We start from the raw sequence: 13,035 nt of genomic DNA, 5'->3' as shown, positions 1-13,035 counted from the left end.
GATAGGGAAGAAGTGAATGCGCGGCATGGTATGTCCAATGAAGGGGTTGTTGCCAGTGCCGGGGCGTTTTATGGCCGCGGGATCCCACCCTGCACTGAGGGCTTTTTCGGTCCTTGAGTTTTCATCGGCTTTCAGACTCAAATGATCATTTTGCGGACGGTGATGATATGGAACATCGGTGTGAAGTAGCCGTGGTCGGGTTGGGTGCGATGGGCGCTGCGACGGCCTATCAATTGGCCAAGTCCGGCGTCAGGGTGATCGGTGTCGACCGATACCATCCGCCCCACACCCAGGGCTCCAGCCACGGTGATACGCGTATCACCCGACTGTCGGTCGGGGAAGGCGCGGCTTATCTGCCTGTCGTCCGTAACTCCCACCGGATCTGGCGCGAACTCGAAGCACTGTCCGGCGAGTCGCTGTTCGAGCAGTGTGGCGTGCTGGTCATGACCTCCAGCCCCGACTATGACGCCAATGATGCGAGCGACTTCACCCACCGCACCTTTCAACTGGCGAAAACCTACGGCATCGAGCATGAGGTATTGTCCGCCGAACAGATTCGCCAACGATTCCCGCAGTTCTCCCCGGTGCTGGACAGCGCCGTCGGCTACTTCGAACCGAGTGGCGGTTTTGTCCGGCCGGAACGCTGCATCGCCGTGCAACTGCGGCTCGCCGAGGAACACGGCGCGACGCTGCTGAAGGGTGAAACCGTCACAGGCATCACCTCGCACGAGCAGGGCGTCACCCTCACCACCGACCAGCGAACGATCCATGCCGACAAAGTCGTGGTCAGTGCTGGCATGTGGTCCCGGGACTTGTTGGGTCAACCGTTCGACCGGTTGTTGCGGGTGTGTCGGCAGAAACTGTTCTGGTTCGAGCTGGAAGAGAACGCCCGGTTTGCGCAGGTCTCGCCGACGTTCATCTTCACCCACGGGCGAGGGCAGTCCTACTACGGCTTTCCGCCGTTACCCGGCGAGAGCAGCCTGAAAGTCGCGACGGAACAGTACCGCGAGGCATCTTCCCCGGACTCCCTGGACCGCACCGTCAGCGCCGCCGAAGCGTGCGACATGTTCGAGACGCAGGTGCGCGGCAGGATCGCCGGTGTGACCTCGCGGGTGGTCAAGTCAGCGGTGTGCGCCTATACCGTCACGCCGGATTCGCACTTCATCATCGACGAGCATCCGACCTTGAAAAACACCCTGGTGGTCTCGGCCTGTTCAGGGCATGGCTTCAAACATTCTGCGGCGTTGGGCGAGGCGGTGGCGCAGTGGTGTGTGCGTGGCTCCAGCGACCTGGATCTGTCGGCGTTTTCGTTGAAGCGGTTTGAGGGGCAATCCTGATTCATTATTAAGCCAAACCGATGAGCCCGTTGTTTTCCCCCCTTCCTTTGCAATGCCGCGTGTCGGGGTCATGCTGTTCATGTTGCTCGCGTTGGGCTGCGTAGCGGCTCCAAAATCTGACAATCATCGCCGGTTTTTGTGAGTGCTGCGCACTCAAGCGGGAGCAAGCTCCCTCGCCACAGGTTTCTTCTGACCCCGGACGGTGAACGACAGCTTCATACGGAAAATCAAAGCCCCCCGGCCGTTACGCCGGGCGATAATGCGGCTACATCTGATACCAATTGGCCACTACCTCCGGTAAAGTGTGCGCCGCTCGAGAGATGGATCCCGGGCGTTTTTCCATGGAGTTACTCAGTGAATTACCTCAGCAAAGTGGTTGCCGTTTCCCTGCTCGGTCTGGTTCTGGCAGGTTGCACCGGCGCGCCGATGAAAACCCAGCAATACGATGCCAGCCAATACACCGTCGTTGGCCACAGCGAAGCGAGCGCCACCGGCCTTATGCTGTTCGGTGTCATCCCGATCCGCCAGAACAACCGTTTCGTTCGCGCACAAGACGCGGCGATCAAGGCCAAGGGCGGCGACGCACTGATCAACACCCAGGTGCAGGAAAACTGGTTCTGGGCCTGGGTCCTGACCGGTTACACCACCAAGGTGTCCGGTGATGTGGTCAAGCTGAAAAACGTTCAGTAAGCTTTCACCAGCACAGCCTGCCGCAATGGCAGGCCGCGCTTGTCGCTACGGTTAAACCAGGTTGATCACGACGTCGATGTTGCCACGGGTCGCCTTCGAATACGGGCAGGTCTGGTGCGCGGCATCCACCAGCGAACGTGCGACAACTGGATCGAGGCCCGGAAGGCTCACGTTGAGACGCGCTTGAAGGAAAAAGGCATTTTCGGTCTTGCCCAGGTCCACTTCGGTATCGACCGCGACGTCAGTCGGCAACGTCACTTTCAATGCAACCGCCGCTTTACCCATGGCGCCGATGAAGCAGGCGGACCAGCCTGCGGCCAGCAGTTGTTCAGGATTGGTGCCACTGCCTGAAGAGCCAGGCGCGGAAAGCTTGATATCGAGACGTCCATCGTCACTTCGCGACTCGCCGTTACGGCCTCCGGTCGTGTGGGTCTTGCCGGTGTAAAGCACGGTGTCGATTTGATTGATCATGGCGGGTTCCTGCTGAGGTTTTTGGGCTCTTCTACATTGCTGTTCACCGGAAAACGTCTGAGTTTCCGATGTGGCCCACTTTTTCATCCTCATGTAGTGCGGATGTGTCCTGATCCGGCACTTGTGTAACGCGGTGTAAGATCGCCGCGAAAAAATACAGATCGATACAAATGCGGGAGCGAGCAAGCTCGCCCCCCACAGGTAAAAGCCTTCACACCTGCTTGTTCAACGCCGCCTCCGTCGCCGCAATTTCCGCCTGACGCTTGACGATCAGATCGCCCGTCGGCGGGCCCTGAAAGCGCCGAGCCTCAAAACCGAACCAGACGATGGCCGTCAGCACCAGGAATCCGATGGTGATGTACAGCGCCCAGTCGTTCGGTGGCTGGATGCCGATGACGAAGATCACCACCATCGACAGGATCGAGAGGATGGCGAACAGTGAATACAACCCGCGTCCCATGTTCCACGGCCCCATGGTCGGCCACTTCGCGGTCCCGTAAGTGAACAGGCCCAGCACGATGGGGATGATGAAAGAGAAGAACAGGAAGATCACCGTGCACGAGACCACGATGGTGTAGACCGGCGTTGCCCCGATCGAGATCACCGACGAGCCCCAGTCGAACAACACCGCCAGGGTAGCGCCGGTCCAGATGGCGGCCACCGGGCTGCGATATTTCGGCGAGACCGAGGCCAGTGCTTTCGAGCAGGGCAGGCCGCCGTCCCGGGAGAAGGCGAAGATCATGCGTGACACCGAGGTCACGGTGGCCAGACCGCAGAGAAACTGCGAGATGAAAATCGCCACGTAAAGCGCCAGTTTGATGGTCGGGCTCACCTGGGCATTCATGGCCCAGAAGAACACGTTCCAGCCCTGTTTCGCCGCTTCGTCCATGCTTGGCAGCATCAGGACGAATGAGCTGAGCATCACCCAACCGAACAGCAACGACCAGACCACCGACATGACCATGCCGCGCGGCACCGACATGGCCGCGTTGTGGGTCTCTTCGGAGGTATGCGCCGACGCGTCATAACCGGTGATGGTGTAGATCGGCAACAGCAGGCCGAGCATGAACACCCAACCGTTCGAAACCTGTGGCCAGACGCTGCCGCCGGCTTCGCCGGAATAGTTGCCGAAGGTCCACAAACGGGCGAATTCATAGCTCGGTGCGGAGATCAGGCAGACGAGGGTCAAGGCAAGCGCCGTGGCAAAAATCAGGTAGCCCGAGAAGTCGGTGAGCTTCGCGGTCAGGCCGATTCCAAAGTGGTTACACAGGGCCTGGATACCGGTCAGGATCGCCAGGAAAATCACCCTGACCGTGGTGGTGTCTTCCATGCCGAGGGCCGGTCCGAAGGCACCGAAAAAGAAGTAGTAGGTGCCGACGTTGATGGCGCCCAGCACGGTGATCAGTCCCAACAGATTGAACCAGGCCGTCAGCCAGCCGGTAAAGCGGTTACCCAGGATCGAGCCCCAGTGATAGAGCCCGCCAGCGGTGGGGTAGGCCGAGGAAATCTGCGCCATGGCCAGGGCAAAAACCCCTGAGATCAGGCACCCGATGGGCCAGCCGATGCCAATCGACGCCCCCCCTGCACCCGACGTGCCCTGGGCCAGTGAGTTGATGCCGCCGGAGAGGATGCAGATGATCGAAAAGGAAATGGCGAAGTTGGAGAAAACACCCATTCGTCGCGAGAGTTGCTGGGCGTAGCCCATGCTGTGCAGCACCTTGACGTCATCGTCGTGCGCGTCGGTGCCAGGCTGGCTTGCTGGGTTCATGCTGTGTACCCCATCAGGTTTTGATTCAATCCACTGGCGTGTGCGCAATGGACTGGCCTTCAACACCTTGTCGTACTGCTCCTTTTCCAACCGATACCACTGACTGCTCCGGATCTAGAGACGGCCGTGAAAAGCCGCATCGAAAATGTGGGCCGCGCCGTCCTTGGTCAATGGCAGCGGGTTGCCGCCGGCCGAGGGGTCGACAATTGCCATGTCCGCGATCAGGTCGGCCTGCCGGTCATCCACGCCCAGTTCAAACAGCGTATGCGGCACGCCGATGTCCTTGCGCAGCTTGAGGACGAAGGCCAGAAAGCTGTCGAAGCCGGGGGAGGGCAGGCGCAGATACGCCGCGAGGCGGGTGATGCGCTCTTCGATGGCCGGGCGATTGAATTGCAGGACATAGGGCATGAACGTGGCGTTGGTCATGCCGTGATGGGTGTCGTACAACGCACCCACCGGATGCGAAAGTGCGTGCATGCCGCCCAGGCCTTTCTGGAATGCGGTGGCGCCCATCGCTGCGGCAGCGAGCATTTGCGCCCGCGCCTCAAGGTCCGAGGGGGTGTGCACGGCGCGCACCAGGGCATTGGCCACCAGGCGCATGCCTTCCACCGCGATGCCGTCGGCCATCGGATGAAAACCGGGGGCACAGTACGACTCCAGGCAATGCGCGAACGCATCCATGCCGGTGCCGGCGGTGACTTTTGCCGGCATGCCGACGGTGAGCGCCGGGTCGCTGATGACCACCCGCGGCATCATTTTGGGGTGGAAGATGATGCGTTTGGTGTGCGTGCTTTCGTCGATGATCACCGCCGCGCGGCCGACCTCGGAACCGGTGCCCGCCGTGGTCGGCACCGCAATGACCGGGGCGATACTGCTTTCGTCGGCGCGGGTCCAGTAGTCGCCGATGTCTTCGAAATCCCACACCGGTCGGGTCTGCCCGCTCATGAAGGCAATGAGTTTGCCCATGTCCAGGCCGCTGCCACCGCCGAAGGCGACCACGCCGTCGTGCTTGCCGGCGCGCCAGGCGTCGAGCCCGCCGGCGAGGTTGGCCTCGATGGGATTGGGCTTGAGGTCACAAAACAGCGCGACGCCCAGGCCGGCAGCGCGCATGGATTCCAACGCTGCCGTGGTGATCGGCGCGCGCGCCAGGCCACTGTCGGTGACCAGCAGCGGTCGCTCGATACCCTGGCTGCGACAGACCTCGGCCAGCTCGGCGATGCGGCCGACACCGAAGCGAATGCTGGTGGGGTAGTTCCAGTTTCCAGTCAGGTTCATGGCCTACACCTCGTGGCGCAGATGAAAGGATTTGGCGCGGGTCAGGTGCTCGTAGCCCAGGCGCGAGAGGGTGACGCCGCGTCCACTGTTCTTGACCCCGGTCCAGGCCAGCGCCGGGTCCAGGTAATCGCAACGGTTCATGAACACGGTGCCGGTGGCGATCTCGTTGCCGAGGCGTTCGGCGGCGGCGAGGTCCCGGGTCCACAGGGATGCGCTGAGGCCGAACGCGCTGTCGTTCATCAGGGCGATGGCTTGGTCGTCACCAGCTACCGGCATGATGCCGACCACCGGGCCAAAGCTTTCGTCGCGCATGACTGACATTTGATGAGTGACATCGACCAATACCTGCGGCGCCAGATAGGCGCTGCCCGGCGCATCGGCGGGGAAAGTCTTTGGATCGATCAGCGCTCTGGCGCCTTGCGTGAGCGCGTCGGCGATTTGTCCGCGAACAAAGTCGGCGGCGCCCGGTGTCACCATAGGGCCCAGCGTCGTGGCCTCGTCCAGTGGATTGCCCAATACATAGTGGCCAGTCAGTTCGATGAAGCGTTCGACAAATGCCGGATAGATTGTTTGATCGACGTAGATGCGCTCGATGGCGCAGCAGCTTTGCCCGGAATTGAAGAAGCTGCCATCCACCAGATTCTCCACCGCGTGCTCAAGGTTGGCATCGGCGCGAACGTAGGCCGGGTCTTTGCCACCGAGCTCCAGGCCCACGCCGATGAAACGCCCAGCGGCAGCGGCTTCCATGGCTTTGCCGGCCTCGACCGAACCGGTGAAGTTAACCTGGTGCACGCGGCCCGAAGCAATGATCGCGGACGTCTGCTGATGGTCGAGCAGCACGTTATGGAACAGCCCGTCGGGCAGCTTGGCGCGACGCATGGCTTCGGCGAAACGTTCGCCGACCAGCAGCGTTTGCGTGGCGTGTTTGAGGATCACACTGTTGCCGGCCATCAGCGCCGGGATGATCGTATTCACCGCCGTCAGGTACGGATAATTCCAAGGCGCAACGACCAGCACCGTGCCCAACGGTTCGCGTTTGATAAAGCGCCGAAAACCCGCGACAGGATCGGGTTCCACAGGTGCCAACGCTTCAGGCGCTATCGCGATCATGTGGCGGGCGCGTTCGGCGAAACCGCGCAGTTCTCCCGCGCCAAAGCGCACCGGGCGACCCATCTGCCAGGCCAGTTCCGGCACGATGTCCGCCTGCATCGACAGCATCGCGTCCACGGCGGCGCTGCACAAGGCAGCACGTTCGCCCAGCGATCGGCGCTGCCATAGAACCTGGGCGGTGGCGGCCGCCGACAGGACCTGCTCGATCTGCGCCGTAGAGGCACAATCGCGCTCGACAAAAAACCGGCCATCGACCGGTGAAACAAGCTGAACCTTGGCCGTCATGATGTGCTCAATAGCGCTCGAAGCCGCGCTGCAGTTCCCAGTCGGTGATACGCCGGTCGTACTCTTTTTGCTCCCACTCGGCGGTGTGCACGTAGTGTTCGATCACTTCATCGCCGAACGCCTCGCGCAACATGCTCGAGCCCTTGAGTGCGGAGCACGCGTCGCGCAGGGTTTTCGAGACTTCCGGCAGATCCTCGTCGAGGTAGGCATCGCCCTCGAACGGCGCCGCGAGTTCGAGCTTCTCATCGACACCGGCCAGGCCCGCCGCGATCAGCGCAGCGAAGGCCAGGTAAGGGTTGAGGTCCGCGCCGCCGATGCGGCATTCGATGCGGATGGATTTGCTGGCTTCGGCGCACAAACGAAAGCCGGCGGTGCGATTGTCCCGGCTCCACACTGCCCGCGTCGGTGCGAAGGTGCCGGCCTGGAAGCGCTTGTATGAATTGATGTACGGCGCGAGAAAACAGGTGATGTCGTTGGCGTACTTGAGCTGCCCGGCGACCCAGGCGCGCATCAGTTTCGACATGCCGAACTCGGCTTTCGCGTCGAAAAACAGCGGCTTTTTGGCGTTCTTGTCCCACAGCGAATTATGGATATGGCTGCTGGAGCCGGCGGCGTCATAGCGCCACTTGGCCATGAACGTGATCGCCTTGCCTTGCAACTGCGCGATCTCTTTGCAGGCGTGCTTGATGATGACGTGATGATCGGCCATGGTCATGGCATCGGCGTAACGGATGTTGATTTCTTCCTGGCCGGGTCCCCATTCGCCCTTGGAGTTTTCCACGGGAATGCCCGACGCCTGCAAATGTTTGCGAATCGCCCGCAGCACCGGCTCCTCGCGGGTGGTCTGCAGGATGTTGTAGTCCTCGATGTAATGGCCGGCGGTTTTCGGTTTGTGATAATTGCGCTTGTGGATCGCCTCGTAGCTCTCATCGAACAGATAGAACTCGAGTTCCGACGCGAACATGCCGGTGTAGCCGCGTTCGCGCAGGCGCTCGACCTGTTTTTTCAGAATCGCCCGCGGGCTGTGGGGCAAGTCTTTTCGATGGTGATGATCGAGCACATCGCACAGCACCAGCGCCGTGCATTCCAGCCAGGGCACGCGGCGCAGCGTGGACATGTCGGGCTTGAGGACGAAGTCGCCATAGCCTTTGCTCCAGCTGGCCGCGGCGTAACCGGGGACCGGTTCCATGTCGATGTCATCGGCCAGCAGGTAGTTGCAACAGTGGGTTTCTTCGTGACCACTGTCGATGAAAAACTCGACCTGGAAGCGCTTGCCGACCAGGCGTCCCTGCATGTCAACCATGCAGACCAGTACGGTATCGATTTCACCAGCGGCAGCAGCGCGCTTGAGCGCATCAAAACTGAGAAGGGGCTCGGTCATCACGTCAATCCTGCGTGAAAGGGTTGGGCCTGTCTGAGATAGCTGTTGCAGACGCTCTCCAGAAAAACCAAAACCCTGCAGAATCGAGCATCGTGAGCAATGAGCTGATCCAAGCTTAGCCTACTGTTGAAAACTGCAAGTCCACATGACCCCAAGCCCGCTGAATCAAAGGCGTGTAGCCAATCCGGCGCAAACGATCCGGCACGCCCCTGGCACCGTCTTGACCGATTGCGGGATCAGTGCCGGACCCGCGCACCCCGTCGACGCTTGAGTGACCAGTGCCCGTCAGGCTGCTGCAATCGGGTAAGGTAGGCGCGAAAATGCACCGGCTGCGCCGATTGACCTCACTGGAACCGAACATGATGAAAGCCGTAAGCCTCACCTTCGTCCTTGCACTGACGGCAGGGGCATTTTGCACACCGGTGGCAGCGGCGGGGGATGTTGAAGCCGGGGCGAAACTGTTCACGCGGATCTGCGGTGGCTGCCATCAAGTGGGCGAGTCGGCCCGGGGCGGTTTCGGCCCGCCACTCAACGGCATCTTCGGCCGCCCTTCGGGAAGCTCGGCGGACTACCAGTACTCCGACGCGATGAAATCCGCCGGCATTGTCTGGACCCGCGAGACACTGACGGCTTACCTCGAAGCGCCGAAGAAAGTGGTGCCGGGCACCCGGATGATTTTCTGGGGGCTCAGCGATCCAGAGAAGATCGAGGATGTGCTGGCGTACTTGCAGACGTTTCAGCCGCAGTAGCCCATCAATCCGTCACGCACAAATCCCCGGTGGCGCGGATCAGTGCCTGGCCATGCAGGCCATCCTTGATCAGCGCGGATCGCTCCTTGGCCAGCCAATGGGCACAGTTCGGGTCTTTGCGATAAGGCGCGAAATCGGCGTAGTGCTGCAACAGGCGGTTTTGCAGCTCATCCAGCCGTGGGCGGATTTGATGGGCAAGGTCCGGCCGTGGCGTGTCCGGCGCCTTGCCCGACGCTTGCCATTGCGCGAGCAGTCCGTATTGCACCAGCTTGTTGGCTTCGATCTGTGCGGCGATCAACTCCGCGACCTCGTCCGGGTCGAGATTACGGGTAACGGCCTGCTTCCTGGCGTTGGCGATGACCTGCGCTTCCCGGACGCTGTCCTGGATCGGTTTGTGGCTGTCCCATTTGGTCAATGCCACCAGGTCAGCGATGTTCAGGCGTTCGTTCATCGTCACCAGCAGCGGCTGCAGACTGTCGGGCGCCGGGGATGGCGTGGCGGCGTGTGCACCGCAAGCGAGTAAACCGGACAGGGCGCAGGTCAGCAGCAGCGGCAGGCGTGGGAAACACAACATGGGCAAACCTCATTGGGTACGGGACTCGCAATCAGGTGCTATTTATCACAAGTGAGACAGCGACATTAAGCAGGGGCTGATTTTTGTGCATGAAAAAGCCCGGCGGGTCAGGCCGGGCTTTTTGTCGGGTACTGCGGCAAGGCTATTCATTCATGCAGCGCGGCTTTCGATCAGACGGTCGGAACCACCTTCGGCCACGCGGTTTTCGATCAGACGATCGGAGCCACCTTCGGCCACGCGGTTTTCGATCAGACGGTCGGAGCCACCTTCGGCGACGCGGTTTTCGATCAGGCGGTCGGAGCCACCTTCGGCGACGCGGTTTTCGATAAGGCGGTCGGAGCCACCTTCGGCGACGCGGTTTTCGATCAGGCGGTCGGAGCCACCTTCGGCGACGCGGTTTTCGATCAGACGATCGGAGCCACCCTCGGCGACGCGGTTTTCGATCAGGCGGTCGGAGCCACCTTCGGCCACGCGGTTTTCGATCAGACGATCCGAACCACCCTCAGCCACACGGCTTTCAATCAGACGATCCGAGCCGCCTTCAGCGACAACCGGGTGAGCAGAAGAAGCGGCGAAAGCGTTAACTGCAAAAACCGAGAAAGCGATGCTGAGGAAGAGTTGGCGTTTCATGATGGTGTGCTCCGGGGTGTAGTTGTTGGGTATGGAGCTGATGTTACGCCGCGGATTTTTTATGAGAACTTCATTGAGTTGATGGTGACTATCGACGTCGGCAATGGTCCTCGGACTTCCATTGCGCCAGCCTGTCGTCGGTTGCAGTGCTGGGGCAGAACCTGCGGGGTATGCTGGATCTCTTGAACGATCGACGGTCTCCAGGAAATCAGACCGTGGCAAGGCGTTTCCTGAGAGGTTCCAGGCTCTGATCGAGAGGGTAAACCGATGCACGACTATTACGATTTGGGCACTTACAGCCGCCCCGTAACGACCCGTTCACCACAGGCTCAGCTCTGGTTCGACCGGGGATTGTTATGGTGCTACGGCTACAACCACGACGAATCCATCCGCTGTTTCCGCGAGGCGATCGAACATGACCACGATTGCGCGATGGCCTACTGGGGCATCGCCTATGCTTCCGGCCCCAATTACAACAAACGCTGGGATGCGTTTATCGAACAGGAATTGAAAGACGCCGTCACCCAGGCCCGGCTGGCGACGCGTGCCGCGCTTGCGCATGGCGAGGGTGCAAAACCGGTGGAACAGGCGCTGATCCGGGCGCTGGAGCAACGCTATCAGGCTGACGAGGCCGCCAGCGTTGAACAACTTTTCGACTGGAACGATGCCTACGCGGCGTCGATGCGCGATGTCTATAAAGCCTTTCCCGACGATCCGGATGTGGCGGCGCTGTTTGCCGAAGCCTTGATCGACCGCACACCCTGGCTGCTGTGGGATCTGAAAACCGGCGAGCCCGCGCCGGGTGCCGACACCCTGGAAGCGCTGGCCGTGCTGGAGCAGGCGATGCGGCGGGTAGCGGACAAAGCCGGATGGCGAGTGGATATCTGCGCGAAGGTGATTATGCTTCAGGAAACCTTGCAGCGATGTGAGGCGGTCAGCCTGTTGCCAGGCTTCATGAAATCGGTAATCCGATGACTTCAGCCCAGGGCCTGGGTACGACGATGGTAGTGAGGTGCTCCGGCCTACAACAAGAGCAAGACGGAGAAGACTCATGGCCGCAATCGACACCACCACGGGCAACGTGCCCAACCACGGGATCACCAGGGAGGAGCGCAAAGTCATCTTCGCCTCGTCCCTGGGCACTGTGTTCGAATGGTACGACTTCTACCTTTACGGTTCCCTCGCGGCGATCATCGCCAAGCACTTTTTCGCCGGCGTCAACGAGACCACGTCCTTCATCTTCGCGCTGCTCGCGTTCGCGGCGGGGTTTGCCGTGCGGCCCTTCGGCGCGATTGTGTTCGGCCGACTGGGCGACATGATCGGGCGCAAGCACACCTTCCTGATCACCATTGTCATCATGGGTGTCTCCACTGCCATCGTCGGTTTTCTGCCGGGCTACGCGACCATCGGCGTGGCGGCACCGATCATCCTGATTACCCTGCGCCTGCTGCAAGGCCTGGCCCTGGGCGGTGAATACGGCGGGGCGGCGACCTACGTGGCCGAGCATGCGCCGAAGGGGCGGCGCGGTTATTTCACCTCGTGGATACAAACCACCGCGACCCTCGGTCTGTTCCTGTCGCTGCTGGTGATCCTCGCCTGCCGCACGATTCTCGGCACTGAAGCCTTCGAGGCCTGGGGCTGGCGGATTCCGTTCCTGCTGTCGATCCTGTTGCTGATCGTCTCGGTGTACATCCGCCTGCAACTCAGTGAGTCGCCGGTGTTCTTGAAGATGAAGGCTGAGGGCAAGGCGTCCAAGGCGCCGCTGACGGAATCCTTCGCTCGCTGGGAAAACCTGAAGATTGTGATCATGGCTTTGCTCGGCGGTACGGCTGGCCAGGCCGTCGTCTGGTACACCGGGCAGTTCTACGCGCTGTTCTTCCTGCTGCAGACCCTGAAGATCGACGCGCAGACCGCCAACTTGCTGATTGCCGGCTCCCTGCTGATCGGCACGCCGTTTTTCGTGATATTCGGCAGCCTGTCCGACCGCATCGGTCGCAAGGGCATCATCATGGCGGGCTGCATCCTGGCGGCGGTGACCTACTTCCCGATCTTCCACGCGTTGACCCAGTACGGTAACCCTGACGTGTTCATCGCCCAGGAGAAGAATCCGGTCACGGTGGTCGCTGATCCGGACCAGTGCTCGTTCCAGTTCGACCCGGTGGGTAAAGCCAGATTCACCAGTTCCTGCGACCTCGCCAAAACGGTGCTGGCGAAGCGGGCCATTCCCTATAAAAACGTGAAGGCTGAGCCGGGCGCAGTCGCCCAGGTTCGTATCGGCGACAAAGTGATCCCGAGCTTCGAAGGCACCGGCATGCCGGCCGCCGACTTCAAGACCCGCAACGACGCCTTCACCGCCACCCTCGGCACTGCCCTCAAGGACGCCGGTTACCCCGAGAAGGCTGACCCGGCCAAGACCAATTACCCGATGGTGTTGTTACTGCTGACTATCCTGGTGATCTACGTGACCATGGTCTACGGTCCGATCGCTGCGTGGCTGGTGGAACTCTTCCCGGCGCGCATCCGTTACACCTCGATGTCGCTGCCGTACCACATAGGCAACGGTTGGTTTGGCGGCTTCCTGCCGACGGTGGCATTTGCCATGGTCGCGGCCACGGGGGATATCTACTACGGGTTGTGGTACCCGATTGTCATTGCGGTGTTGACTGCAATACTCGGTACGTTCTTCCTGCCGGAAACCAAGGATCGGGAAATTCATCACACCTAGGGCTGGCGTTCGCCCTCTCTCGCGGGGGAGAGGGCGAGGT

The 13,035-nt window shown here is 61.1% G+C and carries 12 protein-coding genes; 5 read left to right on the top strand and 7 right to left on the bottom strand.

Annotated elements, in window-relative coordinates; genetic code table 11:
- The first annotated feature begins 167 nt into the window (after window positions 1–167).
- Both solA and B723_RS25560 read left to right on the top strand, forming a co-directional pair.
- Window positions 168–1,337 carry an N-methyl-L-tryptophan oxidase gene (gene solA / locus B723_RS25565; protein WP_017339311.1) on the top strand — a complete coding sequence of 390 codons (1,170 nt, stop codon included), beginning with the start codon at window positions 168–170 and terminating at the stop codon, window positions 1,335–1,337.
- A 354-nt stretch (window positions 1,338–1,691) separates the two neighbouring features.
- Entirely contained in the window at window positions 1,692–2,027 is a 336-nt protein-coding gene (locus B723_RS25560; protein ID WP_017339310.1) for a hypothetical protein, read from the top strand.
- 51 nt (window positions 2,028–2,078) lie between these two features.
- Here the strand turns inward: B723_RS25560 and B723_RS25555 are convergent, their stop codons facing one another.
- From B723_RS25555 to B723_RS25535, 5 genes are all read right to left on the bottom strand, one after another.
- Window positions 2,079–2,498 carry an organic hydroperoxide resistance protein gene (locus B723_RS25555; protein WP_017339309.1) on the bottom strand — a complete coding sequence of 140 codons (420 nt, stop codon included), beginning with the start codon at window positions 2,496–2,498 and terminating at the stop codon, window positions 2,079–2,081.
- A gap of 211 nt (window positions 2,499–2,709) precedes the next feature.
- Window positions 2,710–4,266, bottom strand: coding sequence for an amino acid permease (locus B723_RS25550; RefSeq protein ID WP_031318992.1), 1,557 nt, complete (start codon window positions 4,264–4,266; stop codon window positions 2,710–2,712).
- Window positions 4,267–4,380: 114 nt separating this feature from the next.
- Complete coding sequence (locus B723_RS25545; RefSeq protein ID WP_017339307.1) at window positions 4,381–5,541, bottom strand: iron-containing alcohol dehydrogenase; 1,161 nt, start codon at window positions 5,539–5,541, stop codon at window positions 4,381–4,383.
- A gap of 3 nt (window positions 5,542–5,544) precedes the next feature.
- Complete coding sequence (locus B723_RS25540) at window positions 5,545–6,936, bottom strand: aldehyde dehydrogenase family protein (RefSeq protein ID WP_017339306.1); 1,392 nt, start codon at window positions 6,934–6,936, stop codon at window positions 5,545–5,547.
- Between the two features lie 7 nt (window positions 6,937–6,943).
- On the bottom strand, window positions 6,944–8,317 hold the full coding sequence (locus B723_RS25535) for a glutamine synthetase family protein (protein ID WP_017339305.1): 1,374 nt from the start codon (window positions 8,315–8,317) through the stop codon (window positions 6,944–6,946).
- A 359-nt stretch (window positions 8,318–8,676) separates the two neighbouring features.
- Here B723_RS25535 and B723_RS25530 point away from each other — a divergent pair, with 359 nt between their 5' ends.
- Window positions 8,677–9,066 carry a c-type cytochrome gene (locus B723_RS25530; protein ID WP_031318991.1) on the top strand — a complete coding sequence of 130 codons (390 nt, stop codon included), beginning with the start codon at window positions 8,677–8,679 and terminating at the stop codon, window positions 9,064–9,066.
- A gap of 4 nt (window positions 9,067–9,070) precedes the next feature.
- Here B723_RS25530 and B723_RS25525 read toward each other — a convergent pair whose 3' ends face one another.
- Both B723_RS25525 and B723_RS25520 read right to left on the bottom strand, forming a co-directional pair.
- Window positions 9,071–9,640, bottom strand: coding sequence for a chorismate mutase (locus tag B723_RS25525; protein WP_017339303.1), 570 nt, complete (start codon window positions 9,638–9,640; stop codon window positions 9,071–9,073).
- 150 nt (window positions 9,641–9,790) lie between these two features.
- Window positions 9,791–10,270, bottom strand: a complete 480-nt coding sequence (locus B723_RS25520; protein WP_052909713.1) for a hypothetical protein — start codon at window positions 10,268–10,270, stop codon at window positions 9,791–9,793.
- 267 nt (window positions 10,271–10,537) lie between these two features.
- Here B723_RS25520 and B723_RS25515 point away from each other — a divergent pair, with 267 nt between their 5' ends.
- Both B723_RS25515 and B723_RS25510 read left to right on the top strand, forming a co-directional pair.
- Window positions 10,538–11,245 (top strand): hypothetical protein, encoded by a 708-nt coding sequence (locus B723_RS25515; RefSeq protein WP_017338439.1) that lies wholly within the window; start codon window positions 10,538–10,540, stop codon window positions 11,243–11,245.
- A 76-nt stretch (window positions 11,246–11,321) separates the two neighbouring features.
- Window positions 11,322–12,995, top strand: coding sequence for an MFS transporter (locus B723_RS25510; protein ID WP_017338438.1), 1,674 nt, complete (start codon window positions 11,322–11,324; stop codon window positions 12,993–12,995).
- Window positions 12,996–13,035 lie beyond the last annotated feature (40 nt).

It is taken from the genome of Pseudomonas fluorescens NCIMB 11764, from assembly GCF_000293885.2.
GTDB classification, from domain to species: domain Bacteria; phylum Pseudomonadota; class Gammaproteobacteria; order Pseudomonadales; family Pseudomonadaceae; genus Aquipseudomonas; species Aquipseudomonas fluorescens_B.
Note: the sequence above shows the minus strand (reverse complement) of the source record. Positions and strands in the feature narration are given on the sequence as shown.